We start from the raw sequence: 25,852 nt of genomic DNA, 5'->3' as shown, positions 1-25,852 counted from the left end.
CAATTGGGGTCTTAGCACTCAAAAGTAAAGAGATAAGTGAATAAAAAAAGCAGTACCACCGCTATAAAAGTGTTGGTACTGCTATATAGAAGTAACAAATATTTTTGTTAATTAAAACGTACTTGCTACTTTAATCGCTCTTTCAAGCCCTTCAGCAATAATATCTTCTGCTTTATCGGGGAATTGGTTGTGACCTTCAATTACTATTTTTTCTATATCTTTTGCACCGAAGAAGCTCATCATACTTTCTACATATTTAACAGCCATTTCCATTTCAGCTTTTGGTCCTTTAGAATATACACCGCCACTTGCGTTTAATAATGTAATTTTCTTATTTCCAATAAGACCTACTGGCCCTTCTGGCGTATACTTAAATGTTTTACCTGCACGGTTTAAGTAATCAATATATGTGTGTAGTACAGCTGGGATTGTTAAATTCCATAGCGGGAAACCAAATACAACTTTATCAGCTGCAAGAAATTGATCTAAATATTTATCAGCAACAGCTACTGCCTTTGCTTCTTCTGCTGTTAAATCAAATCCTCTACCAGACTTAAATGTACCGTTAATCATATCTACTCCTACATATGGCAATTCCTCATTGTATAAATCAAGCTCTACCACTGTATCATTTGGATGTGATTCTTTATAACTTGCTAAAAAAGCATAATATAATTTCACACTAACTGCTTGATCTGCTGGACGATTGTTTGCTTTTACAAATAAAACTGTTGTCATATTTTTTTCCTCCTGTTACTCACTCTTACGGTGTTATTATTTACTCAATAAAAAGGGGTATCCCATTTCTTTTATAACAAAAACAGTATAGTCAACACGGCTGACTGTATTTTTTGAAATCTATATTTTACTACTAATCTAGCATTAACACTCTCCATCTATACTACATTGCAATCCATCCAACTCATTCTCTTTATTCTTTTCTACTTCTTGATCAATTATCTTTGCTAATTTTTCTTTACTAGTAAAACCTTGAATAACTTCATCACCAATAAAGAACGTTGGAACAGCCATAATTTGTGCTTCTCTATGGGCATGTTTTATCGCTTCTTGATGCATTTCTCGGTACTTTCGTGATACTAATGCTTCCTTAAATACAGCCTGAGAAAGTCCCACTTCCTCCGCCAATTTTGTTAATACTTCGATATCTTCAATATTTTTTTCCTCTTGGAAATGTGCAATAAACACTTTATGGTGAAACTCATTTCCTTTTCCATGTTCCTTTGCAAATTGATAACCTTCAAACGCAAGGTGCGTATACGAACGAAAACGTGGTAACTTTATTTCTAATCCTATTTTTTTAGCAGTAGGATAAATAAATGAATTCCAAGCTTCCATTAAACGAGGTTGTGTCCGTGGATCAATTTTCGGAGATGGACTAGGACGCAATTCAAATGGCATCCATTCTACTTCTACATCTTTTTCCTTTACAACCTTATCCAAGGGACCTGTTGCTAAAAAACAAAATGCGCATACAAAATCAGAATAAACTTTAATTTTCACGGTCATATATACGTTTCCTCACTTTTCTTTTTATCGCACCACTTGTAACTATATAAGTTATAAGTGGTGTAAAAAAATATACACTTTATACGAAGAATTTATTTTATTTACTAATAATGTAACGAGTTGTTCCATTGCCATATTCTCTAATACTTGATCCATCGCTTCTTGTGTATGGGCTAAAATAATTTGTATATTTGCTCCCGTAGGATAAGTGTAATTCGGTTTTTTATGGAAATAAAACAACTTTTCCCGTTCTTTTATTAACTGAACCATCTAGTGTTGTGACTTTTTCTGTTGTTATATCCGTATTTGCATATGAGAAAATTTCTTTTTTATAAAAATCTACAACTACTTTTTGTTCAACTCTTGAACGCATAGTGTTTACAGTATAAGGGGTAAATTCACTTGAATCACCTTCGAATTGAATTGTATTACCCGTTTGAGTATCCTTTATAGGTTCAGTCCAAGAACTTGCTTTAATTTCAAAAACAGTATAGTCAGTTTGATTGACTATGTTGTTTATAGTACAATAAGATTCTAATAAAGTCAACTTAATTTACTTTATTAGAGGGGGTTTTATACATGAATCAACGAGTATTTAGTGAATTAGATCTTACATCACTTTTGTCATTATCCTTTAGTACAGTGATTGAGGAACTACATGACAGATTGAATGAATTGGGGTTTGGAGATATTAGACCTGCACATGGTTTTATGTTTAAATGTATTACCCCTGATGGAGCAACAGGTATAGAACTAGCCGCATACTTAGGGATTACAAAACAAGCTGTAAGTAAAATGGTGGATTATCTTGAGAAAAGTGGTTATGTAATGCGCCGAACTCATCCCACTGATAAAAGAGGGAAGCTTATCGTTTTGACCGAACGAGGTTGGTTAGTATTGAAAGCAAAAGAAGAAATACTGACTGATATTGAGAGGCGCTGGATTGAAAACATAGGTACTGAGCGCATGCAAATGCTCAAAGAAGATTTAACAAAATTAGTTTATGAAACAAATGAAGGTAAATTGTCATTGAGGTCTAGACCTGTTTGGTAAATATAGAGTGTCTCAAAATATTAGATTGATGGGTAAACGTTAAGGAAACTACTATTGAAGAGATATATCAACCAATATTGAATAACAAAATAGCTCCCGACTCATATATGGAGTGATAACAACGGCGGGGAATTAGCACAACGTGGAACTAAATATCTAATTGAAAAAAGTATTAAAATGGATATGGGTGCTATTAAGACGTATTGATATAACATCTAACATAGGGTGATTATATTGAATTTGTAAATATACGCAATAAGAACAAACTACATAGACAGAGAATAAATACTAGATAAAATAAAAGGAGCGACAAATAGATGAATGGAAAAGTAGCAATCATAACAGGAGCAAGCCGAGGAATTGGTGCGGCTACAGCAAAAATATTAGCACAACGTGGAGCAAAAGTAGTAGTGAATTATGTAAGGAATGCGACTGCAGCAAAAGAGGTGGTTACATCAATTCGAGAAAAGGATGGAGAAGCTGTTGCTATACAAGCAGATGCTAGAAATATGGAGCAAATGAGTAATCTTGCAGAAGAAACTATAAAAACATATGGATCCGTAGATATCCTCGTACATAATGCAGGCGTGAGCTTTGTACAGAAATCATTTGAAGATATCACATGGAATGAATTTATTCAAAAAACGAATGATGAACTTCAAGCGGCTTTTGTGTCTACAAAAAGTGTAATACCTTATATGAAGAAACAAAATTACGGGAAACTTATCTATGTATCTAGTATTTTAGGTAACCAACCAGGACCTAATTTTATTTCACACGGCACTTCAAAAGGAGCTTTAAATAGTATGGTAAGATTTATTTCTCAAGAAATGGGGAGTTACGGTATTACAGCAAATGTCGTCTCCCCAGGATTAGTGGAGACAGAAGCGACAAGCATTATACCAGAAGAATTCAAACAACAGAAGGCGAATTTTCTCCCACTTGGTCGAATCGGACAGCCTGATGATATTGCAAAAGCTATTGCTTTTTATGCCAGCGATGATAGTGCTTATATCACAGGAAGTTACCTTCCTGTCAGTGGTGGAAGCGAAATGAAATAATTCGTTGATGAAATTGGGGCACGTATTAAACATTTTGCCAAAACAGGAATATAGGAATCCAAACCGTTCATGCCCTGTATAAACAAAGGCGAAGTCTTCAAGTAGACTTCGCCCTTTCGGTGTATCATAATTTACAGAAATTACTAATAGTCGCATAATATTTCCTCATATATTCAGGCTCTTGTTTCTCTTTTAAGAAACTTTGCATCTTCACTAAAAGGGAAATTATATTGTCTTTACAATATCTTTTTAAAACTATACTCCATGTCTCCCCCTAGAGCTTCAGCTGTATCACCAGTTTCTCTGAAATCATGTGTATGAATTTGTTCAAACGGACCAAAATCTGTTTGTTTATAAAATTCATAGCAAGGAAATCCATCATGTTTACCTTCAATATCAACAGTACCATCTTTTTTGACATGCACAGTTAAAAGATAGTCAACAGCAGGTGCATTTATATTTAATGGATTGCTAGCACTTGCACTCATTTGAAACTTGACGTCATCAGAAGCCCATTCAATATCAGTGCATACAATACGTTCTGTACTAGCTTTTCCTGATTTCTTATTAACAGAACCATCTGGAGTTGTGACTCTTTCTGTTGTTATACCCGTATTCCCATATGTGAAAATTTCTTTTTTGTGAAAATCTACAACTACTTCTTGTTCAACTCTAGAACGCATAGCGTTTACAGCATAAGGGGTAAATTCACGTGCGTCACCTTCGAATTCGATTAAGTTTCCCGTTTGTTTATCTTCCTTAGGTCCATTCCAACCTATTGCAGTCCAAGACGTTGGAATGAATACACTTGCTCTAATTTTAACGATATTAGTCATGAGAAACACCTCTGTAATTTTATTTTTGGTAATATATAACCTTTAATCATTGAGCAAAACAGGTTGCAATTTTTGTCGCATAATCAATTGCTTTTCTTTTCATATTTGCTCTTTCTTGTCTAAATAGTAATACGCTTCTGATTCATATTTATATCTAAATGGTCTTTTTAAAACTGTATTCCATTTCTCCAGCTAGCGCCGCTGGAGTGTCACCAGTTTCTCTGTAATCATGTGTATAGATTAATTCAAATGGACCAAAATCTGTTTGCTTATAAAATTCATAGCAAGGGAACCCATCATGAGAACCTTCAATATGCAAAGCTCCACTTTTGTTAACACGTATAGTTAATAAATAATCAGCCGCAGGTGCTGCTTTATCTAAAGGGTTGCTGGCACTTGCACTCATTTCAAAAGAAACTCCATCAGCGCCCCACACAACATTCGTACATACAATATTTTCTGTACCTGTTTTCCCTTTTTTATGCTCAATAGAACCATCTGGATTTGTAATTTTTACAGTTGTAAGACAAGCATCTGCAAATGTGAAAATTTCTTTTTTATAAAAATCAATAATCACTTCTTGCTCTAATCTTGAACGCATTGTGTTTACGGCGTATGGTGTAAATTCACGTGCATCACCAGTATATTCTAAGATCCTCCCTGTTGCAGAATCCTTAATAGGTTTTAACCAAGCATACGGAGCAAATACACTTCCTCTAATTTTAACGATATTAGCCATGAGAAACCTCCATAATGTATTAATTTTTGTTTCGGTGAATCCTATTCCTTTTCACTCTAAATATAGTCAATCCAATTGACTATATTGCATATATTACAACGGAATTCAGATTTAGTCAACTGTATTGACTTTATTCAAGAAGGTTTTATGTATGAAGCATCAAATACTGAGTGAATTGGATTGTACATCACTTTTGTCATGATTCATTCTCACCTTTCTGCTTTTAATATGATAGATAATAAACCACACATAGGTGTCAATAAAATAACTAAGTTACAAATAGTAACTTATTTGATTAATTTATTTGTTATTTTTTTTGTTGTATTTATATTTTCCTTTCTAAAAAAACGTCTATATAGGTTCTTATTTTTTTAATTATTTCTATTAATTTTTTGATGTAAGTAAAAAACAAAATCCTTATTCCATGTGGTTTTAATTTGTGTTTATATAGAGGAAACTATTTATTTACTAGAGGACAAAAAATAATCAGAAGTAAAGAAAAGGAAAAAAAAAGAAAAATAAAATCGTTGACTATTTTATTTACCTTGGTTACGATTAGTAACGTTAAGTGACACGAGTTACTATTAGTAACCTTTATTGACGCAATCAAATAAGACACTTTACAAATACATTAAGAGTTTAAGAAAGAAGGAATAATCACATGACTACATTTAATCTTTCCAATGAAAGATCTATTCAAACAAATTTGAAAGGGAAAAATCTTCTTGCTCAACCTTTCTTAAATAAAGGATTAGCATTCACAAAACAAGAACGTAAAGATCTTGGCTTAGAAGGGATATTACCTCCAACAGTTTTAACGTTAGAAGAACAAGTTAAGCGTGCTTATCGACAATTTAAAGAACAACCTAATAACTTACGAAAAAATGTTTGGTTAAATGATTTATCTAATCGCAATACCGTATTATTCTATCGATTACTAACAGATCATCTTAGTGAAATGTTACCTATCATTTACACTCCGACTGTTGGACAAGCCATTCAAGAGTATAGTCATGAATATCATCGTCCAGACGGTGTTTATCTTTCTATTAATGATATGGATGGAATTGAAAAAGCATTTGCAAATAGTGGAGTTAAAGCAGAGGATATTGATTTAATTGTAACTACAGATTCTGAAAGTATTCTGGGTATTGGAGATTGGGGAGCAAATGGAATTAATATTTCTGTTGGTAAATTGGCTGTTTACACGGCAGCTGCTGGTATCGATCCCAGTCGTGTGTTACCTGTTGTATTAGATGTAGGGACAAACAACGAAGAGTTGTTACAAGATCCTCTTTATATTGGAAATCGACATGAACGTGTTCGAGGCGAAAAATACGACGAATTTATTGATGCATATGTTGAAAAAGCATTAGAAATGTTCCCAAATGCTTTATTACATTGGGAAGACTTCGGTAATGTCAATGCGCGCAACATTATTGAAAAATACGGAGATAAGATTTTAACATTTAATGATGACATTGAAGGTACTGGAGCTATTACATTAGCAGCCATCCTTTCTGCTGTTCAAGTTACTGGTGTCCCATTACGAGAGCATCGAGTAGTGGTATTTGGACCAGGAGCCGCAGGGATTGGTAATGCTGATCAAATTCATAATGCGATGGTGTTTGATGGTCTTTCGACAGAAGAAGCATATAGTAGATTTTGGGCTGTTGATTACCGAGGACTTTTAACAGACGATATGGATGTTATTTTAAACTTCCAAAAACCTTACTTACAAAAATCGGAAGAAGTAAAAGATTGGGCGCGTGATGAATCCGGTAAAATAACTCTTCTGGAAGTAATTAAACAAGTAAAACCTACTATTCTGATTGGAACATCAGGTGTAACGGGAGCCTTCTCAGAAGAAATTGTAAAAGAAATGGCCAAACATGTGGAACGCCCAGTCATTATGCCAATGTCAAACCCAACGCCATTAGCAGAGGCAACTCCGCAAGATTTACTTACTTGGACAGATGGAAAAGCACTAATTGCAACAGGAAGTCCATTTGATTCCGTTTCTTATAAAGGGACAGTATACGAAATTGGTCAATCTAACAATGCATTTGTATTCCCTGGTTTAGGACTTGGTTCGATTGTCGTAAAAGCTAAAGTGATTACAAGTGGTATGTTTACTGCTGTTGCAAATGCTGTGACTGATATGACTGATAGTCGTAAAGCTGGTGCTTCATTACTTCCAAGTACAAAGGACTTGCGTTCTGTTTCTATAGCAGTAGCAATTCAAGTTGCAAAAGCAGCTATTCAAGATGGCGTGGCTCAACATGTTCCAGAAGATGTTGAACAAGCTGTAAAAGATGCTATGTGGCACCCAACTTATAAATCAATCAAAGCTAGTGAAAATTCGGAGATAACTATGTAGGTTTAAATGAATGCCTATCACCTTGATAGGCATTGGTATTTACTAGAAACTATTCACTTTGAAGTTAAATCGTAATTTAGGGATATATATACCCAGATCAATGTGAAGTATGGAGGATTTTAAAATGGAAACGAGTCAAATCTTTATTATTCTAACACCTATTTTCTTTACCATCCTATTAGGATATTTAGCTGGATATTTTAAAAAATTTGATGCGACGACATCAAAAGGATTAAATACATTAGTAACGAAATTTGCATTACCAGCCCATCTGTTTGTGGGGATTACAACAACCCCTAAGCAAACATTAATTGAAAAATGGCCATTTTTACTTGCCTTAGTTATTGGTATTGTAGGTTTTTATATTGTTTTCCTATTAATTGCTAAATACGTATTTAAGTTTTCATTAACAGAAGCATCCATGTTTTCTTTAAACTCAGCCCAACCAACTTTTGCATTTATGGGAACTCCGGTTTTAGGAAGTTTGTTTGGAGCAAGTGTGGCTGCGCTTCCAATTGCCATTACAGGAATCGTTGTGAATGCCATACTAGATCCATTAGCTACTATTATTGGTGCAGTAGGTCAAAGTAAAAATAAAGAGACCGACGAGAAAGAAAGTCTTTTGAAAGTAACTATTAAATCAATTTTACATGGTCTTTCAGAGCCGTTGGCCTGTGTTCCTTTAATTGGGGTTATTCTTGTGCTATGCGGGTTCCAGGCACCTCATTTATTAGCGAAAAGTTTAGAGCAAATTGGTGGTATTACATCGGGTGCAGCGTTATTTGCTGTTGGGGTTACAATCGGAATTCGTAAAGTTCAATTTAGCTCAACTGCATTTGGGATTTCGCTTCTTAAAGTAATCGTCCAACCACTTCTCATGATTGGAATTGCGCATGCAATCGGATTATCTTCAGGTGACGTAACAAAGTTAGTTTTATTAGTAGCATTCCCAGGATCTGCAGTAGCTGCTATGATTTCAGTGAAATTTGACAGTCTAGCAGGTGAGACAGCCTCTTCTTTCTTTATTAGTGCGCTTATGTCTCTTGTCACTCTTCCCTTTTTGATTTCTTGGTTGATGTAAATAAGTTACTGTCAATCAATTGAGATTGTAAAGAATTGAACTGTACTCTATAAAATGGACAGTTTAATAAAAAGACCATAAAAAATCGAGCACTTAAAAGATGGTTTCGGTATTCTATCGGAGCCATCTTTTTTAGTGTCTACTGATAACGGTTATAATTATAGCCCTAAAATGATCTGAGTAAACGACTGGAAATTTTTTTGGTGGATTAAGTTGATGTACACAATACTATAGAGCGAGATAATACTGTAGGATGAATTAGATACAAGGTAAGCGAAGAAAATCCTAGGAGAGTTTTTATTAAACACAGTATTGCTACTATAATAAATATAATTAGTAATACTGTGTTTTTAGATTGAAATATTTAAAAATATTTAGCAACTTCTTTAGCTCTAATAATAGCTTTTTCCTTAATTTTTTCAGCCTGTTCTGGAAATTTGTTATGTCCTTCGACAAATATTCCTTCAAAGAAAGAGGTTCCAAAGAATTCCATCATAACCTCTAAATACCGATGTCCCATCTCCTTACGCGCTTCTGGTCCTTCAGAATAAATATCGCCACGTGCTTGAATATGCAATGCTTTTTTACCTGTTAATAATCCTACCGCTCCTTCTTTTGTATACTTAAATGTTTTTCCTGATACAGCCACAGCGTCAAGATATGTTTTTAAAATGGCTGGAATAGAGAAATTCCACATTGGAGCGACGAATACATACTTGTCAGCTAATACAAATTGCCCGCCTAATTCAGCTAGACGTCCTACTTTTGATATTTCAATAGGTGTTAATTCATGTAAAGGAATGCCAGATCTAAGTTTCTTCCACCCATTAAATACATCAGCATCAAGATATGGAATATCCGCTTTGTATAAATCAAGATGAACAACTTCATCATAGGGGTTTAATTCTTTATAGGATTTAATAAATTCTTTTCCAACTGCCATACTGTATGATTCGGTATCATCAAATGGATGCGCTGTAATATAAAGAAGATTTGCCATTTGTTTCTTCCTGCCTTTCTAAAATGAGGTCAGTTATTACTTTAATATGAAACAGTGTAATTTTTTTAATATGAATTGTCTACTTATTGAATTGATTGACTATATTTTTTAGGAAATTGCACTTCGTCTTGTCTTAATATGTGTTTGATTTACATATTTGAAAGGGCCTTTTTATTTACTCTTTTATCCAACTTTCAGCCCATTGACTAATCGGTCCAAGAATTCTTCCTAATTCTGTTCCTTTTTTTGTTAGTAAATACTCTATTCGTACAGGGCGTTCCGCGGTCACATGTCGTACTACCATATCGTTATCCTCAAGTTCTTTCATTCTTTCTGTAAGCATACGTTTACTTAAATCTGGAATCATTGAATGAATTTCACTAAACCGTTTAGGACCACTCATAAGTACATAAATAATTAGTCCTGTCCATCTTTTTCCTATTAATTCAAAGCTTTTTTCTATTTTAGGCCCTATGTCTCGTTGTTCATCCATTTCTCATACCTCCATATAGATGATTTGTAATCTTTTATTCTCCGTACATTTATTGTAATCACATAAATTATATCAAATAAATAAAACAATTCCTTTACTTTAGTAGGAATTTATAATTAATTGGATATTTAAAGTAACCTGTATATTTTTATGATGAGTAATTTTTTTGAAAAATCGATATTTTCATCATGTTATTTCTTATTAATATGTAATTTTATTGAGCTTTTATGTGAGTAAATATTTCTTGACGTACAATTACCTTAAGGGTATCGCGGTTACATAAAGCGAGCCAACTTACTAAAGGTTACCTTGTGTAATACTGTTGTTAAGTTTTTGAATATTTGAGTTCTATTACTGTTTATAAAAGAAATTTTATGATATAAGACATAAAGAAAGTTCTTTTAGTTTCTATAGTAGGTTAATTTCATGAATGTTATATTCATTTAAGTTGAAACGTATGTTCATTTCTATGAGTATACGTTTTTTTAGATTGATGAGAGGTTTTTTGTTTGTATATATGTGTACTTATTATGTTAAAAGTTTAGAATTGCAGAATGGAGAAAAGGCTAAAAGATATGGAAGTAAAGGAAACTTTATTGAGAGTTTTATTATTTCCAGTTTAAAAATAATGCGTTGCTTTAAGTGAGTCATATTTCTTTTATAACAAAAACAACATAGTTAATTTGATTCATTATGTTGTTTGTAGTACAATGGAATCAAAAAAGTCAACTTAATTGACTTTTTTTGAGGAGGTTTTATGTATGAATCATCAAGTATTTAGTGAATTAGATCTTACATCACTTTTGTCATTATCCTTTAGTACATCGATTAATGAACTACATGACAGATTGAGTGAATTGGGATTCGGAGATATTAGACCTATACATGGTTTTATGTTTAAATACATCACTCCTAATGGAGCAACAGGTATAGAACTAGCTGAATATTTAGGAATTACAAAGCAAGCTGTGAGTAAAATGGTGGATTATCTTGAAAAAAGTGGTTATGTAATGCGTAAAACTCATCCCACTGATAAGAGAGGGAAAATTATTGTTTTGACTGAACGAGGTTGGTTAGTAGTGCAAGCAAAAGAGAAGATACTAACTGAGATTGAGGGGCGCTGGATTGAAAACATAGGTGCTGAACGAATGCAAATGCTCAAGGAAGATTTAACAAAATTAGTTTATGAAGCAAATGAAGGTAATTTACCATTGAAGTTGAGACCTGTCTGGTAAATTTAGAGTGCCTCAAAATCTTAACTCGATGCATGCCCATCAAGTTAAGATCTTATAATACCCCTATAACAAAAAATTTGTGCATTTTTCTTGTTTTTATTGTTTTGGGGTAACTCGTTCTTTTTAGCCTAATGGCAATGGGGCAGGATTCCAAAATAAAAATTTGATTTCTCCACAGTTTTCTATGAAAATTCAATTCATTTTTTGCTTGGAGGAACAATGATGAATAGGTAATAAAAACGAAATCAATATAAATAGAGAAAAGAAGATACCTGTACGTAGTAGGTAGTTATCTTCTTTCTTCATTAATGGGTATTTTTTAGCGGATGCTGTTATATAGAGATGAGTTTTATACTTATATTTTAGTATGTAATTCCACGACAAATTCATCTTTTCTTTGCCACCTTTTTTTTCTTAAATATGTGACCTTTTCAAGCACTGACTTAAGTAGGCGATTTTTCTTTTCTATATCTTCGGTCGCATAGTATGCTTCTAATACATTTTTAATTTTGGGAACAAACTCATGTATATGTTTTTCTTTTTCTAATACATGTTTAATTTCTTGCTCAAGTCGTCGGATTTCTTCTTGTGTAGTTTTTAAACGTACTACAATGGATTTCTGTCGTTCTAAAAAAGTTTCAATATCGTATATGCCCTTCTCTAACAAATCATGGAGAGTGTTTTTTTGTTTTTGTAAATCATTGATTTGTTGTGTCTTCCTTTCTAAAGCTTTTTGTTGTAGATGAATATTATTTTTTATTTTCTTTTTTTGTACCATGTTCTCTTGTATCTCAAAGCTTTCAATGATTTGTTTTAATCCATCAAGGATACGCTGTTCAACAAGTGTTAAAGAGGCACCTTTTTGAACTCCTTTACACGATGGTTGTACGCAACGTACTTGAGGATTAGGACGATCTTTTCGAGGTTGATAAAGCATGGAATGACCACATAGTTCGCATAATAAGATGCCCGCCAATGGATTGGAAAGTTTTTTTGTTTTGATTGTGGGAGGTCTCCACCGTTTACTGTGGGCCATATTGGCCTTTTGAAATAACTCTTCTGATACAAGTGGAGGATGAGCATTATCGTGTCGTTGCCATCTTTCTTTCGGTACTTTTTTTCGAATATATTTCCCATTTTGTTTGGTATAACGTATTTTCCCCCAAATAATATGCCCAAGATATACTTCATTTTTTGTAATGGAAGAGATAGTTGAAGGATTCCAATACTCACCTTCAGGGGGAGAAATTCCAAGTCTATCTAATTCTTGGGCGATTGCCTGTCTCCCCATTCCATTTGCCATTAATTCGAAAATTTTTGGTATCACCCAACTCTTTTCAGGATCAGGATAAAGTTTTAAGTTATTATCTCGTAAGTATCCATAGGCTGGAACTCGAGAGATGGATTTTCCTTCTTTTGCAGATGCTCTTCTACCACGTTGCATACGTTTAACAATTGTTTTTAATTCTTCTCGGGCAATTAAAGATTTGATACTGAAGGTTAATTCTTGATTTTCATCATTTGGATCAATAATTTCTGTGGGTGTAATAATGAATGTTTCTGAGTAGCGAAACACACGATAAATAGTTCCCTGATCTACCATATCCCCACGGCCAAGACGGTCTAAATCCATTACTAATACAGCATCAGCGATACCTGATTCTACTTCACGAAGAAGTTTTTGCATCATAGGTCTTTCAGATATATATTCACCAGAAACAACTTCTTCAAAAATATCAATGATATTATGATGCTCTTTGTGAGCGAGTTCTAATAACTGAGTACGATGACGTTCAAGTGTATCATAATGTTGTCCATGTTCCATCGCCTTTTTTTCTTCTTCAAGGTCTTTTCGACTTTTACGTAAATAGATGAATACATCAAGTTCTTGTGGACGGTACATTTGTTTCACCTACCAGCTTGTCTATTATTATTGTTATGAATATGTATGACTAGCTTGTCCTATGAAAATGATAGTTCGTCTTTTTTCTTGTCTTGCATACATATAGTGCAAGGGGGGATATGATGAAAGAATTTCAATTTGGTAATACAAAGGTCATTATCCATTCACCACTTGCATCAATGGAAAAAGAAGAACAAAAAGAATGGTTCCAAAAAGAATGGGAAAAGAAAAATCCGATTTTAAAGTCTATAGTTGAAGCAGCAGTGAGTTGCCAGGAAGACGAAAAATAAAAAGAGCATCCTCTTTCCTTAAGAGGTATGCTCTTCTTTTTTTGATTAAATTATTCACTAACATAAATAATTGTTTTTTATTGTGAATAGTCTTTTTAGTTTTGTAAATAATAATTCCAATCATTGTTATCGGAAGGAGGCGATACCTGAGATAGATAAATACCCTTTTCTAAGGTTTCTAATAAGTAGGATCCAAATGCTTCATTCTGTTGTATCAAGCTATGTAAGAGAGTGCTTGCCCGAGCAATTCTATATTTTGTTTCATCTTGTATTAATGAAAAGTTATCTATTGTAATGAGGTGAAGTTCGTCTTGTAGTTTTTGTAGTAGTGAAAGTTGAATGGTATCTGTCTTTCCTGTTTCAAGATTACTTAAGTAAGCTGGTGATACACCAAGCTCTTTTGCAAAGGTGTTTAGTCCAATGCCTTTTTGAGTACGTAGTGTACGAATGTGTTTACCAATTTCATTTATCATAAGATTAACCTCCACGGATTTATTGAAAGGAATACATAAAATGAATAAGCAAAAGAAAATTACAATTACATCAGTAAGATATGTTCATGATCCAGAATCAGCTCAAAAATGGTTTGAAGCGTATATAAAGATTGTTGAAAAAGAATTAGTTAAAGCAATTAATAAGGACTAGCCGCTATTTTTGATACATACAGTGTAAATAGAACATCATGAGAGGAGGTCCTGAATTGAAAACCGTTGCATATTATAGAAGTTCAATTGATTCTCAGGAAAACTCAATCGAGATGCAACAAAATTCAGTTCTTACTTGCTCCATTGATATGGCATTGATTATCGATGAAGAATATATCGATGAAGCGGTATCAGCCCGAAAAGTCAGTTTAAAAAAGCGTCCAGCTCTACAAAAATTACTACAAGATATCAACAATAACTATGTCGGAACCTTATTCTTATTTAAGCGAGATCGAATAGCTCGAAATGTGATGGAGTATTATGAAATTTATCAAATACTAAGAAACAAGAAAATAAATGTTATTTTCACTGCACCGAATGAGCCGCCAGTGTACTACACACCAATTGGTGAATATCTTGAATTAATTATGGCGGGTATGGCTCAACGTGAGGGCGAACAAATTATTGAACGTTTAAAGCAAACATTAAAGTCAAATTTCCAAAGTGGTAAAAACCCAGGACGTCTTCCTTATGGTTTTAAATGGAATAAAGAAACGAAAGAAATTGAATTGGTTGATGAACAAGTACAAATTGTTAAAAGGATTTATCAAGAACTTGTATCGGAAAAATATGAATCCTTGAAAGAACTTTGTAGTGTATTAGGCTTGAAGGAAAACGGGAAATCTTGGACTTCGGCTGATATAAGAAAAATTGCATTAAACCCGACATATATTGGATTGCGTACTATGAATATTTTTGGTGAAGATGTTACTAGTAAATATGAAAGACTTTCCATTATTGATAGGAATACATGGGAAAAAGCATGTAGTATTGTCACCGTTTTATCTCCCCAAAAGACTCATCAAGATTATGTATTCGAACAAGTGTTATTTCCATTGCAAGACTTACTAATTTGTTCGAAATGTAATGAATCATTACAAAAAATAAAGGCTAGAAGAAAAGAAAATTTAAAATATAAATGTTTAAACCATTCTTCAGTTTACGTTTTTAAGAGTACAATCGAACCATTAGTCTTTGAACGCTGCAAAGAATATTTTCATAGCCTACTTACTGCTCATTTCCATGAATTATTTGATCGATATGAACAGAATGCTAAGAAGCAAGTAAAACAGAAAATACAAACCATTGAAGAGAAAGTCCAGCTTATGAATGAAAAGTTAATTACAAAAGTAGATACGTGGTATCACGAAACTGATGCACCTTATAAGGAACAGAAAGAAATCGAAATTATGGCGCTGTATGATGAGCTGGCAAAATATAAAAAACAAAAAGAACAGGTAATACAGGAATTAAGTGATGTAAAGCAATTACGTGAAAAGATAAGTAATTATCAATCCTCTATGTCGTTGTCCTATGACGAGATAAAGGAGAATCGACAGTTAGGTTCCTTTTTTCAAGATTTAATACAACAAGTTAAAACTGATGGAAAGAACTGCGAAATTATTTTTAAACACCCATTCTTACGTACTCAAGAGGTGTTAACATCATGAAGCTTTCTCATATATTACAACCAAATAGGAAGGCTGCTTTTTATGGCCGTCATTCTACGGATAAACAAGATATGGATATGCAATTGAATTCCGTTATGGAAGTGATTCGCAAATATGATTGCATTCATACTCATTCTTTTCTTGATAAGGCTGTTTCCGCTCGTAAAAATAAAATTACAAGTAGGAAAGAACTTGAAAATATGTTCGAAGCGGCAAAAAGAAAAGAATTTGATTTTGTCATTGTTTATAAAAGTGATCGTTTGGCCAGAGATCCTCTTGAGCATCAAACGATACGTATTGTCATGAAGACACTAGATATTCCCATCATTATTAGTTCAACCGAAAGTGTGTACAATGCTGATACTGACTTGATTGTGCAACTTATGGAAGATGGTTTTACTAAATATGAAGTTGACACCATTATCGCCAGAACACGATCAGGTCTAGAAAACAAAGCAAAACAAGGGAAATGGCTTGGTGGTAAGCCACCATTTGGGTACACATATGATAAGAATAGTGAGCAATTTATTGAACACACCGAAGAGCTTTGCTATGTAAAAGAAATCTTCAATTTATATGTAAATGGTCATGGGTTTCAGTATATTGCTAATACACTCCCTAACGGTTCCCGCCGCGGAAAAGATTGGGGGAAAGAGAATGTAAAGGCGATTGTGCTTAATCCTTTTTATTGTGGTTTATTATCATGGCGCCGACAAACAGATGGAAAGCAAAATGCAAGGGATATTTGGATTGAAGCACCAAACCACTATGTGAAGCCAATCATTTCACGAACGACATGGGAATCATGTTGGCGTATTTATTCAGAAAAACGTAATGGCAACATGGTTCCTAAACATTACAAAACAAGTTTTTTGCTGCAAGGATTGCTTTCTTGTGAAAAGTGCCAGGAACTAATGAAAACAAAGAATCAACAGACAATAAGTTCTACAAATAAACAGTATGGAGGGAAAATTTATTTTTGCACTAACTGCAAATTAAGAATAGATGCAGACCTCCTTCATGATAAAGTAGTGAATCAAACACTTACTGATGTGAAAATAAGTGGATTTCACAATGTATATCATGCGATAGAACAAAAAATTCAGTATGAGATACAAGAATTGAATAATAATATTCAAAAGCATCAGCGTCTCTTCGAAAACTACACCATCAAACTTCACAATATTACAGAAGAGCTCAAACAGCGTATGAAAAATAACGATGATAAACGTTTTTTGAAGTCCTTAGCGATTTATCGCTTGGATGTACAGCGAAAGCTAGATGGAGTCACACAACAAATCAATGACTTTAAGCAGCAAATCATCCTCAAAGAAAAAGTCGAGAAGAGCAAAGAAACATGGTTACATACTTTGAATGAAGTATTTCAAGATGGTGTCAAGCTTCAAGAAATAAGCGATATGGATAAAAGACGATTTTTATTACCTCTCATTCAATCTGTATCCATTAAAGAAAATAAAAAGCGTAACGAATATGATATTTCATTACAGTTACGAACCGATTTTTCAAAGCGTGATGTAAAAAATCAAATCAGCTTGATTTTGTAAAACAGCTATCACATTGATGGCTGTTTTTTGTTATTGATGTATCGGTATTTGGATTGAACTGTAGATGAAAATTCTTTTGCTACTCGGTGATTAGGAGGGAGTGGTATACCACTCTACCCTAATCACCGAGTTTGATACTCTTGAGAAAGAGCTTGTATCTTAAGGATAAAGGGTTTGTCTTTATTTATTATTATGGACAGTGATTTAGAGAAATAAACATACTCGGTGATTAGGGGATAAGTAACTATTTAAAACATTTGAGAGCTCGGTAATTGGGTAAATAAAAAATGCCTTATCATTCTCCCTGTAAGGAGGCATGAGGGGTCACCATACATACCCATCAACTTAAAGAAAATAAAGGGCCAAAAAAAGAAAAAATGAGCCGAACTCTTATGAATAACTGTGAAAAGGTAAAATTTTTGTAATGGGAGGTTTCTGAAAATCTTAGCTTGATGGGCATGGGGTATCGCCAGCATTTTGGAAAAACCCCACGCTAAGAGCATGCAAGATTTTATACAGTTTTTTGGCTAATCCAGTAACGAACGAGAACCCGAAAACCCGCGCCAGAATAGGAATGTATAAAAAAATGCATAGATTGATAAAAAGAAAAAAAGGCAAAACCCTTATGAGAGTAAGGGTTTTGCCTTTTTTTTTGCTACCGATAATAGGACGTTATGTAAACCTCACATGAATATGGTATACATATAATCCACGATAAAATAGGCATAAACTCATCTTATTTGATGAAAATAAAAACAAATCAAAATTAAGGTGAAATCAATGAAAAAATAAGGATAATATCTGGAATTGCACTAGTCATAACACTTATTTTATTTTTTGGTCTTTTATTTCTAGGATCCGTTGTTCTTCCTCTATCCGTTATAGGAACAGCATGGCCCACATCAGAATCAGAATAAGAAATGGAGGGTGTATTTCTTGGATAAATTAATTGCTGTATTAACAATAATAAGTCTCTTCGTTTTTTTGTTATCTTTGGTGATCGCAATAAGTGTTCAAAAAAAGAATATTAGAAGGATTAGTATTGTCATTTCAATTGTTTCCATCATGATTTTTATAGGAGGATTTACCTTTGAATATTACAAAATCTAACTTCCGATAACGATAATTATGTAAATGAGCTGTCCAAATGAACGGCTTATTGTATTTTTTGCTTAGCGTAAGTTTTTTCCAAAATGCTGGTGATACCCCATGCCCATCAAGCTAAGATTAAGTAAAAATCAATTCAACTAGACCTTTTTCTGCTTTCTAAAGATTTGATATAAACTATTTAAAAATCTGCATACCAAATAAACCCTAACGGGTTTCATTTTTTTAATTAAGCCACATGATTATGAGACATGGGTGTTTTTGCCCATCCTCAGAAAAGGGGGAATAAGACAAAATGTAATAAAGCTATTCTATCTCTATAGCTTCTTCAATGAATGGACATTATTTTTGAAGAAGAAGTTTCTGGAGCAACAAAGGATTAAGAACAACTCAAAAAAATGCTAGGAAATTTACGAGAAGATGATACCATTTATGTTACCGATCTAACAAATTTATTAAACAGTTATACTTAGGACATATATTCATTTTAGAAAGGATAATTTTAAAAATGGAAATAGAGAATTTACTTAGAGTTACGACAAGGTGGGAATTAAGAGATTGGCTTGAGGAGAATTCAAAAACAGAAAGATTTTGTTGGGTGATAGTAAGTATAACTGAACAATCAGAAGTGATTCAGTATTTAGATGCAGTTGAAGAAGCATTATGTTTTGGTTGGATTGATGGCATAAAGAAGAAAATATCAGATACTGAACTTGCTCAAAGGCTTTCCCCAAGAAAGAAAAACAGTAATTGGACAGAATTAAATAAGGAAAGAGTAAGGAGATTATATCAATTAGGTTTGATGAAAGAAGAAGGACTGAGAGTTCTTCCTGATATGCGACCTGAATCTTTTACTATAGATCCAGATATTGAAACTCGTCTGAAAGAAGATGACCAATTATATCAAAACTTCATTAATTTTCCTGGTCTATACAGAAGGATTAGAATTGATACGATACAAAGTTATAGAAATGAACCTAATATTTTTAATAAAAGATTCGATAAGTTTATCGAAAATACCAGAGAAAATAAAATGTACGGTCAATGGAATGACAATGGTCGCTTAATCAATTATTAAGGGAAGGAAATGAAAATTGAAATTAGAACGTTTGATATCAATCATATTCAAGCTCTTAAATAATGAAATTTTGTCAGCTTCTAGTTTAGCTGATGAATTTCAAGTATCATCACGGACAATTTATAGAGACATCGAAGCTATTTTTGCTGCTGGAATACCAGTTGTTTCTTACCAAGGGACTAACGGGGGATTCGGTATAATAAAGGGATACAAATTTGATAAAAGCTTAATGGGCTCTTTTGACATTCTGAATTTAATTACAGTATTAAGTAGTTTATCGAATATTTTTAAAGATAAAGAAATTGAACATACGATAGATAGACTAAAATTACTGGATACAAACAGTAATAATAAGTCTTTATTGGTTGACTTGGAAAGCCATAGAACAGAACCCAATTCAGTAATGAATCTGCGAAAAGCTATACATGAAAAAAAGGTAATACACTTTAATTATGTAAGCAATAAAAATGAATTTACATCTCGTGAAGTAGAACCTATTCACCTTCATTATAAGTTCCGTAACTGGTATATATATGGTTATTGTAGAGAACGTCAGAATTATAGAGAATTTAGATTATCACGTATGATGGATGTAACTCTGACACAAGAAAAGTTTCTACAAAATCACGGAATTAAAGATGAAGCATTTTATTCAAACCGCAATCTGGTGGGGTTTGAGGATGTAGTAATCTGGGTGAGTCCTAATTCCTTAGCAGAAGTATTAGACCAATTCCAAAATTCTTCAAAAACTATTAACGATGACGGAAGTATGACAATTACAATTTCTGTTTATCAACCTCTACAGGCTGGATGGCTTAAATCGATTCTTTTAAGCTTTGGTAGCGGTGCTAAAATTGTAAAACCGATGGAACTGCAATCAATTTTAATAGATGAGGCAAAAAAAATAATAAAAGTTTATGAAGATATATGACAAGCTGCTGTCATATATCTTTTTTTATAATCTAGATATCAACTTTTAAAAAACCAGAAATAAAGGAGTAGATGTTAAATGAACCATGCAAAAAATATGTATAAGTACCATCTTTGGGCTAATAAGATGGTACTAGAAAGAATAAAAGAATTACCAAGCAATGTCCTATATAAAGAGGTTAATAGCTCATATCCAAATATCGCTCAAACGTTTAGCCATATCTATGTAGTAGATGTTATGTGGTTACAAGTACTTAAAGGAATTGGTATGCAAGAAGCATTGGAAGCTTCTATGTCATTATTAGAAAAGACTAATTTATATTCTGTAGATGAATTTATTAAGTCTTTCGAAGAACTAGCTTCACAGTATGAAGAATGGATGAATAGCCAAAAAGATTTAGAACAAAAAATTAATTTAAATAATCCTTGGTCAGGTGCCAGAGAGACTGCATACGCAGAAATTTTATTTCATGTTGCTAATCACGGTACCTATCATCGAGGTAACATAACAACCATGCTAAGACAACAGGGGCACGCTTCAATAATGAATGACCTCGCTTTATATTGGTATCAGAGTTAGGGCAAATAGTACTTGTAAATTAATGATAGTTCACATGAGAATACAAATAAAATATTCATCTGCTTTCTATATAAATGTCCTTTAATAAAACTAACGGTGGCGTTAGCTTAATAAGCCAAATTAAAAATCGGTTCCTAAACGTAAAGGAATCGATTTTTCTATGCTGTAGTTTTCTTAACGTTGTAAATTCGCATTTTCCTGACGTTATCCCTGGTACAAGAAATCCTATATGATAACCAACACTATTTGGTTCTATTGTTACATAAACCACTTATTCCCACTTTTCGGGGGATGGGCAAGAACACCCTTATATGATTATTTTATCCTGGTTCTCATTTGTCACCTAAACGTTTGTTTACATGACAAGCGAAAATGAAAGCTTAGACGAATAAAGGAGTTTTATAAAAAAACCGATTGGAAATAAAAGTAAGCCTATAACCTATTTTTACACGTATCTCGGCTGTACCCCATTATGCGCTGGGTTCATCAATATGGACCTCAACTAGAAGAGAAAGTACGACATCATCTTAAGCCAACAAATAACTCTTGGAGAGTCGATGAAACATATATCAAAGTAAAAGGTCAATGGATGTATTTATATCGTGCAGTCGATTCAGAAGGGTATACAATTGATTTTTATCTAAGTAAATCAAGAGATAAACAAGCAGTCAAGCGCTTTTTCAAGAAAGCCTTGGCTTTTTCGTACGTTTCTAAACCTTGCGTGATAACAGTAGATAAGAACCCTGCCTATCCTGTAGCGATTCAAGAGTTGAAAGAAGAGAAACATATGCCTGAAGGCATACAACTAAGGCAAGTTAGATATCTCAATAATATAGTGGAACAAGATCACCGTTTTATTAAGAAACGTGTGCGTTCTATGTTGGGATTCAAGTCATTTAAAACAGCAATTTCTATATTGAGTGGTGTTGAAGCCATGCATATGATGAAAAAAGGACAACTTCACCGACAGGTGAAGTCTATCCAATATGAAGTTGAATTTGTACATAACTTGTTTGGACTTGCATCATAATCTGGAATTGAACAGACTGTGTAGGCTCTCTGTCTTTATTAAATGATTCTTGCACCAGAACCCTTTTTCCTTTATATACATTTTTCTAATCGTTTTGGGTTAAGTTATTTCTAGAGGGGACATAGCAATTTCAATGAGTATATTTATATATTACTGTTCGTAAAGTTTGAAATGTAAATTTTTTGAATATATTATATAGTTTATTTCTGAAGGGAAGGGTATTGTCAATTGAAACAGCATGAAAAAATCCCTTGTTATCCTATAAAATCTTTGCATGATCTTATTCAATTGCTAAAGAAATCTGGAGATTTCACTGAATTACAAATCCATTCGGATAATTCTCCTGTAGTGGTCTCATATTTTCGGACATTGATTGATGTAAATATGTTACAAGAAGATGTTTTACCGTACATAAAAGAAAAATCTTTCGATTCACTACAAGATATTCAAGTTGCTTTACCAATTGGAGTTGCAAAAATAACAAAACAAATAGAAGACATTCAGAATGATATTTTAGACGGGTATATACTAATTCAAATAGATAAAGATGTATCAAGTGGTTTGTTAATAAATATATCAAAAAAAGAAGGCCGGGATATTACAAAGGCTGAAATTGAATATAATATTGTAGGCCCACAAATCGCATTTGTTGAAGATCTGGATACAAATTTGAATTTGCTGCGCAGAAGGCTTCCAACGCCGTTTCTCCAAGTAGAAGCATTGAGAGTAGGAGATCTTTCTAATACTTCTGTGGCGGTAGTATTTATTGAAGGAATCGCAAATAATCAGAATGTAGAGGAAATCATAGAACGGGTAAGTAAAATTAAAATAGACCACATTCTTGATAGTACTTACTTAGCCCGACTACTTGTAGATAATCCAAATTCTATTTTTCCACACTTCCTTAATACAGAGCGTCCAGATCGTGTAGCTGCTGTTTTGGCAGAAGGGAAGGTTGCACTATTTGTAGATGGCTCACCATTTGCTATCACACTCCCTACGACATTGATTGAATTTTTTTCTTCAACAGAAGACTATACCATGCCTTGGGTTTTAGCTTCTTTCTTTCGGTTGTTAAGAATTTTTGCTTTTATATTTTCCGTTTTAACTACTCCCTTATATGTTGCGATATTAACATATCATTACGAGCTTATTCCGAAAGAACTTCTTGAAACATTGGTGATTTCTAGAAGTAAGATACCTTTCCCTCCGGTAATTGAAGCATTTTTTTTAGAAATAACTATTGAATTACTGAGAGAAGCAGGGGCGCGCTTACCAACTAAAGTGGGATTAACCGTAGGTATAGTAGGTGGTATTGTAATTGGACAAGCATCGGTAGAAGCCAGTCTTACAAGTAACGTACTTATCATTATTGTTGCTCTTTCAGCACTAACATCTTTTACAACTCCAATTTATAGAATTGGTATTACAATTCGAGTAATCCGCTTTCCATTTATAGTAGCGGCACAACTACTAGGACTACTAGGGATTGTTATAGCAAGTTCTTTTCTTCTAACACATTTATTACGTACAAAATCGTTAAAACGTCCTTATTTATTCCCTTTTTATCCTACAAGACTGGCAGATTGGAAAGACAGCATTATTCGTATGCCAATCTCATCAATGTTTGAGCGACCTTTATTTTCAAGAAGCAAACAGCGCATGCGTTTTAATCCCGAAGACGCAAAGAAAAATGAAATTTTATCACGAAATGATTTTGATGATTGAATCTAACATGGAGGAACGTTATGAAGAACATTCCAACTGAGTATCAAGTCTCCCCATTTGTAGTATTTTTTTTAATTTGTACTATGCAAATGGGAGTGGGTATGCTTGGTTTTGAAAGAGTGAGTGCAAAGTTAGTAGGAAACGATGCGTGGATAAGTACCCTATTTTTTGGATTGTCTGTTAACCTCATGATTTGGATTATATATCAAATTTTGAATCAAGGTAATGGGGACATTATCATAATCCAACAGAATGTCTTTGGAAAATGGATTGGCGGAGTATTCAACCTCATTTTTCTAGGATATGTGTTAATGCTGGGTGCAACAACATTACACAGCTATATTGAGGTAGTACATGTTTGGATGTTTCCTTCTATGCCTACGTGGATTATTTCAGGGGTTTTTTTGATTTTATGTTACTACATTGTAACAGGAGGATTTCGTGTAGTTGCAGGCATTGGTTTTTTTGGAATTGTCATTCCAAGCATACTGTTCTTTACATTTTTTTATCCTTTGCAATACGCAGATTTTCGAAATCTATTTCCAATATGGCAGCATTCATTTCAAGAAATTATTAAGGGAATGAAAGGAACTATGTTCAGCTATCTAGGATTTGAAATGTTATTGATTTATTATCCCTTTATTAAAAATGCGCGAACCTCTCAGAGATATGCGCACTACGGGAATTTAGTAACGACGGTTATATACACATACCTTATGATTTTATCACTTGCATTTTTTAGTGAAAAACAACTTTCTAGTGCTATATGGGCATATTTGAGTATGACCAAAATCATCCAGCTTCCCTTTATAGAGCGATTTGAGTACATAATAATCTCTGTCTGGGCGTTTTTTATATTACCGAATATGTCCATAACATTATGGGGAGTAAGTCGTGGCATAAAAGAGACATTGAGGATAAAACAAAAATATGTTTTGCCGTTTCTTCTTCTATTNNTGAAACAGTGGGTATTTTTTCTGATATTAAGTGTCCTCTTAACAGGGTGTGCTAAAACTAAAATTGTTGATGACATCGATTTAATTCAAGTTGCTTCATATGATTTAGAGGCTGAAGATAAAATAAGAGGAACGTTTGCGATTTCGGCATATACAAGTAGTGGCGGTGGACAAACAAAAATTTATTCAGCATCGGGGAAGAGTAGTAAAGAAATTCTGGCAAGAGCATCTGAACAATCTTCTGGACCTCTAGAGTTAGGTCAATTACGCATGATTATATTTGATAAAAAATTAGCTAAAAAGGGAATGAAAGAAATTTTAGAAACTATGAACCGAATCCCAAGTATCGGAAATGCAATCTATTTAGCGATTGCAAATGAAGGAGGGGAGACACTTTTAAGAGGAACTTACTCTAAAGAAAAAGGGGTTTCTACCTATTTATCTTCCTTAATTGAGCAAAATATTAAGAATGGGGTACAACCAAAAACAAATTTTTATTTATTTTTAAATCAACTTTATGATGATGCGAGAGATTCATATTTGCCCCTAATTTCAAAAAAAGGAAACTTATTAGAGTTAAATGGCGTGGCTTTATTTAAAAGGTATAGGATGGTAGATACGCTCTCATCTAAAGATTTGTTTATATTCAAAGTGTTGACCGATAAATTTAAAAGTGGAACGTACCAATCCCACCTCCCTGGTTTTTCTGATAATTATGCCACGATAGAAAATATTAAATCTGGAACAAAATACAAAATGAAGGGGAATAGCCGGAATCCATTCATAAATGCCCATATTCAAGTGACGGGTGAAATTCAGGAATTGACAAAAACAAAAAACTTGGATAATGCCAAAGAAATACGAAAGCTAGAAAAGATAATGGAAAATGAAATAGAGCAAAAGGCAACCAAATTAATAAAAAGATTTATCAATAAAGGAACAGATCCTATAGGTCTTAGAAAATTTGGTAGGACTCAAACAAAAAAGTGGAACGATAAAGAGTGGGAAAACTCCTATAAGGATTTACGTTTTCATGTAACCGCGGATGTGAAAATTATACAATCTGGTGTGACAGAATAAAAAGTCACATAAGGTAGGGGTAGCACCACACATCCATCAACTTAA

22 protein-coding genes and 4 pseudogenes are annotated in these 25,852 nt (G+C 33.4%); 17 read left to right on the top strand and 9 right to left on the bottom strand.

Annotated elements, in window-relative coordinates:
* Positions 1-111: 111 nt before the first annotated feature.
* The 3 genes and pseudogenes from B5P42_RS17785 to B5P42_RS17775 all read right to left on the bottom strand — a co-directional run.
* Positions 112-738: an FMN-dependent NADH-azoreductase gene (locus B5P42_RS17785; RefSeq protein WP_113734822.1), complete on the bottom strand. Its 627-nt coding sequence runs from the start codon at positions 736-738 to the stop codon at positions 112-114.
* A gap of 144 nt (positions 739-882) precedes the next feature.
* Positions 883-1,527, bottom strand: coding sequence for a DsbA family oxidoreductase (locus B5P42_RS17780; protein ID WP_113734821.1), 645 nt, complete (start codon positions 1,525-1,527; stop codon positions 883-885).
* Positions 1,528-1,768: 241 nt separating this feature from the next.
* Positions 1,769-2,038: pseudogene (locus B5P42_RS17775) on the bottom strand (DUF3238 domain-containing protein); the annotation flags it as partial.
* A gap of 68 nt (positions 2,039-2,106) precedes the next feature.
* Between B5P42_RS17775 and B5P42_RS17770 the strand changes: the two are divergent.
* From B5P42_RS17770 to B5P42_RS32785, 3 genes and pseudogenes are all read left to right on the top strand, one after another.
* Positions 2,107-2,580, top strand: a complete 474-nt coding sequence (locus tag B5P42_RS17770) for a MarR family winged helix-turn-helix transcriptional regulator (RefSeq protein WP_113734820.1) — start codon at positions 2,107-2,109, stop codon at positions 2,578-2,580.
* A 317-nt stretch (positions 2,581-2,897) separates the two neighbouring features.
* Positions 2,898-3,641 (top strand): SDR family NAD(P)-dependent oxidoreductase, encoded by a 744-nt coding sequence (locus tag B5P42_RS17765; RefSeq protein WP_113734819.1) that lies wholly within the window; start codon positions 2,898-2,900, stop codon positions 3,639-3,641.
* 53 nt (positions 3,642-3,694) lie between these two features.
* Positions 3,695-3,799 (top strand): annotated as a pseudogene (locus B5P42_RS32785) (IS6 family transposase); the annotation flags it as partial.
* 78 nt (positions 3,800-3,877) lie between these two features.
* Here B5P42_RS32785 and B5P42_RS17755 read toward each other — a convergent pair.
* Both B5P42_RS17755 and B5P42_RS17750 read right to left on the bottom strand, forming a co-directional pair.
* Complete coding sequence (locus B5P42_RS17755; RefSeq protein ID WP_113734818.1) at positions 3,878-4,477, bottom strand: DUF3238 domain-containing protein; 600 nt, start codon at positions 4,475-4,477, stop codon at positions 3,878-3,880.
* 154 nt (positions 4,478-4,631) lie between these two features.
* On the bottom strand, positions 4,632-5,216 hold the full coding sequence (locus B5P42_RS17750) for a DUF3238 domain-containing protein (RefSeq protein WP_113734817.1): 585 nt from the start codon (positions 5,214-5,216) through the stop codon (positions 4,632-4,634).
* A 661-nt stretch (positions 5,217-5,877) separates the two neighbouring features.
* On the opposite strand from B5P42_RS17750, the gene B5P42_RS17745 reads away from it, so the two are divergent.
* Both B5P42_RS17745 and B5P42_RS17740 read left to right on the top strand, forming a co-directional pair.
* A complete protein-coding gene (locus B5P42_RS17745; RefSeq protein ID WP_113734816.1) occupies positions 5,878-7,596 on the top strand; it encodes an NAD-dependent malic enzyme in 1,719 nt (572 codons plus the stop codon).
* 124 nt (positions 7,597-7,720) lie between these two features.
* The gene (locus B5P42_RS17740; RefSeq protein WP_113734815.1) at positions 7,721-8,677 is read left to right on the top strand and encodes an AEC family transporter; all 957 of its coding nucleotides are present in this window, start codon (positions 7,721-7,723) and stop codon (positions 8,675-8,677) included.
* Between the two features lie 364 nt (positions 8,678-9,041).
* Here the strand turns inward: B5P42_RS17740 and B5P42_RS17735 are convergent, their stop codons facing one another.
* Together B5P42_RS17735 and B5P42_RS17730 are read right to left on the bottom strand one after the other, a co-directional pair.
* Positions 9,042-9,677, bottom strand: a complete 636-nt coding sequence (locus B5P42_RS17735) for an FMN-dependent NADH-azoreductase (protein ID WP_113734814.1) — start codon at positions 9,675-9,677, stop codon at positions 9,042-9,044.
* A 175-nt stretch (positions 9,678-9,852) separates the two neighbouring features.
* Entirely contained in the window at positions 9,853-10,170 is a 318-nt protein-coding gene (locus tag B5P42_RS17730; protein WP_113734813.1) for a winged helix-turn-helix transcriptional regulator, read from the bottom strand.
* Positions 10,171-10,931: 761 nt separating this feature from the next.
* Between B5P42_RS17730 and B5P42_RS17725 the strand changes: the two genes are divergently transcribed.
* Entirely contained in the window at positions 10,932-11,405 is a 474-nt protein-coding gene (locus B5P42_RS17725; RefSeq protein ID WP_113734812.1) for a MarR family winged helix-turn-helix transcriptional regulator, read from the top strand.
* Positions 11,406-11,760: 355 nt separating this feature from the next.
* Here the strand turns inward: B5P42_RS17725 and B5P42_RS17720 are convergent, their stop codons facing one another.
* Positions 11,761-13,308 (bottom strand): recombinase family protein, encoded by a 1,548-nt coding sequence (locus B5P42_RS17720; protein ID WP_113734811.1) that lies wholly within the window; start codon positions 13,306-13,308, stop codon positions 11,761-11,763.
* 122 nt (positions 13,309-13,430) lie between these two features.
* On the opposite strand from B5P42_RS17720, the gene B5P42_RS32040 reads away from it, so the two are divergent.
* Entirely contained in the window at positions 13,431-13,598 is a 168-nt protein-coding gene (locus B5P42_RS32040; RefSeq protein ID WP_165927694.1) for a hypothetical protein, read from the top strand.
* 95 nt (positions 13,599-13,693) lie between these two features.
* Here the strand turns inward: B5P42_RS32040 and B5P42_RS17715 are convergent, their stop codons facing one another.
* A complete protein-coding gene (locus B5P42_RS17715) occupies positions 13,694-14,071 on the bottom strand; it encodes a helix-turn-helix domain-containing protein (protein ID WP_113734810.1) in 378 nt (125 codons plus the stop codon).
* A gap of 40 nt (positions 14,072-14,111) precedes the next feature.
* Between B5P42_RS17715 and B5P42_RS32780 the strand changes: the two genes are divergently transcribed.
* From B5P42_RS32780 to B5P42_RS33545, 10 genes and pseudogenes are all read left to right on the top strand, one after another.
* The gene (locus tag B5P42_RS32780) at positions 14,112-14,243 is read left to right on the top strand and encodes a hypothetical protein (protein ID WP_258397507.1); all 132 of its coding nucleotides are present in this window, start codon (positions 14,112-14,114) and stop codon (positions 14,241-14,243) included.
* 55 nt (positions 14,244-14,298) lie between these two features.
* The gene (locus B5P42_RS17710; protein WP_113734809.1) at positions 14,299-15,753 is read left to right on the top strand and encodes a recombinase family protein; all 1,455 of its coding nucleotides are present in this window, start codon (positions 14,299-14,301) and stop codon (positions 15,751-15,753) included.
* Complete coding sequence (locus tag B5P42_RS17705; protein WP_113734808.1) at positions 15,750-17,318, top strand: recombinase family protein; 1,569 nt, start codon at positions 15,750-15,752, stop codon at positions 17,316-17,318. Before B5P42_RS17710 ends, B5P42_RS17705 begins: the two co-directional genes overlap by 4 nt.
* Positions 17,319-18,760: 1,442 nt before the next feature.
* Positions 18,761-18,889: pseudogene (locus B5P42_RS32775) on the top strand (recombinase family protein); the annotation flags it as partial.
* A gap of 44 nt (positions 18,890-18,933) precedes the next feature.
* Positions 18,934-19,503 (top strand): YdeI/OmpD-associated family protein, encoded by a 570-nt coding sequence (locus tag B5P42_RS17690; RefSeq protein ID WP_113734807.1) that lies wholly within the window; start codon positions 18,934-18,936, stop codon positions 19,501-19,503.
* A 16-nt stretch (positions 19,504-19,519) separates the two neighbouring features.
* Positions 19,520-20,434, top strand: coding sequence for a helix-turn-helix transcriptional regulator (locus B5P42_RS17685; RefSeq protein WP_113734806.1), 915 nt, complete (start codon positions 19,520-19,522; stop codon positions 20,432-20,434).
* 78 nt (positions 20,435-20,512) lie between these two features.
* Positions 20,513-21,013, top strand: coding sequence for a DinB family protein (locus tag B5P42_RS17680; protein ID WP_113734805.1), 501 nt, complete (start codon positions 20,513-20,515; stop codon positions 21,011-21,013).
* A 469-nt stretch (positions 21,014-21,482) separates the two neighbouring features.
* Positions 21,483-22,043 (top strand): annotated as a pseudogene (locus B5P42_RS17670) (IS6 family transposase); the annotation flags it as partial.
* A 228-nt stretch (positions 22,044-22,271) separates the two neighbouring features.
* On the top strand, positions 22,272-23,771 hold the full coding sequence (locus B5P42_RS17665) for a spore germination protein (protein WP_113734803.1): 1,500 nt from the start codon (positions 22,272-22,274) through the stop codon (positions 23,769-23,771).
* A gap of 20 nt (positions 23,772-23,791) precedes the next feature.
* A complete protein-coding gene (locus B5P42_RS33545) occupies positions 23,792-25,807 on the top strand; it encodes a Ger(x)C family spore germination protein (RefSeq protein ID WP_113734802.1) in 2,016 nt (671 codons plus the stop codon).
* Positions 25,808-25,852: the final 45 nt, after the last annotated feature.

The sequence above is a fragment of the Bacillus sp. SRB_331 genome (assembly GCF_003264175.1).
Classification (GTDB): domain Bacteria; phylum Bacillota; class Bacilli; order Bacillales; family Bacillaceae_G; genus Bacillus_A; species Bacillus_A mycoides.
The sequence above is the reverse complement of the archived record's forward strand: the minus strand, read 5'-3'. Positions and strand labels throughout refer to the sequence as shown.

Bases quoted from the DNA above. Each gene is read 5' to 3' on its own strand.
- B5P42_RS17730 (WP_113734813.1), bottom strand. From the start codon at position 10,170: ATGGATGAACAACGAGACATAGGGCCTAAAATAGAAAAAAGCTTTGAA.
- B5P42_RS17755 (WP_113734818.1), bottom strand. From the start codon at position 4,477: ATGACTAATATCGTTAAAATTAGAGCAAGTGTATTCATTCCAACGTCT.
- B5P42_RS17780 (WP_113734821.1), bottom strand. From the start codon at position 1,527: ATGACCGTGAAAATTAAAGTTTATTCTGATTTTGTATGCGCATTTTGT.
- B5P42_RS17765 (WP_113734819.1), top strand. From the start codon at position 2,898: ATGAATGGAAAAGTAGCAATCATAACAGGAGCAAGCCGAGGAATTGGT.
- B5P42_RS17745 (WP_113734816.1), top strand. From the start codon at position 5,878: ATGACTACATTTAATCTTTCCAATGAAAGATCTATTCAAACAAATTTG.
- B5P42_RS32780 (WP_258397507.1), top strand. From the start codon at position 14,112: ATGAATAAGCAAAAGAAAATTACAATTACATCAGTAAGATATGTTCAT.
- B5P42_RS17735 (WP_113734814.1), bottom strand. From the start codon at position 9,677: ATGGCAAATCTTCTTTATATTACAGCGCATCCATTTGATGATACCGAA.
- B5P42_RS17770 (WP_113734820.1), top strand. From the start codon at position 2,107: ATGAATCAACGAGTATTTAGTGAATTAGATCTTACATCACTTTTGTCA.
- B5P42_RS17715 (WP_113734810.1), bottom strand. From the start codon at position 14,071: ATGATAAATGAAATTGGTAAACACATTCGTACACTACGTACTCAAAAA.
- B5P42_RS17785 (WP_113734822.1), bottom strand. From the start codon at position 738: ATGACAACAGTTTTATTTGTAAAAGCAAACAATCGTCCAGCAGATCAA.
- B5P42_RS17740 (WP_113734815.1), top strand. From the start codon at position 7,721: ATGGAAACGAGTCAAATCTTTATTATTCTAACACCTATTTTCTTTACC.
- B5P42_RS17725 (WP_113734812.1), top strand. From the start codon at position 10,932: ATGAATCATCAAGTATTTAGTGAATTAGATCTTACATCACTTTTGTCA.
- B5P42_RS17680 (WP_113734805.1), top strand. From the start codon at position 20,513: ATGAACCATGCAAAAAATATGTATAAGTACCATCTTTGGGCTAATAAG.
- B5P42_RS17705 (WP_113734808.1), top strand. From the start codon at position 15,750: ATGAAGCTTTCTCATATATTACAACCAAATAGGAAGGCTGCTTTTTAT.
- B5P42_RS32040 (WP_165927694.1), top strand. From the start codon at position 13,431: ATGAAAGAATTTCAATTTGGTAATACAAAGGTCATTATCCATTCACCA.
- B5P42_RS17690 (WP_113734807.1), top strand. From the start codon at position 18,934: ATGGAAATAGAGAATTTACTTAGAGTTACGACAAGGTGGGAATTAAGA.
- B5P42_RS17750 (WP_113734817.1), bottom strand. From the start codon at position 5,216: ATGGCTAATATCGTTAAAATTAGAGGAAGTGTATTTGCTCCGTATGCT.
- B5P42_RS17720 (WP_113734811.1), bottom strand. From the start codon at position 13,308: ATGTACCGTCCACAAGAACTTGATGTATTCATCTATTTACGTAAAAGT.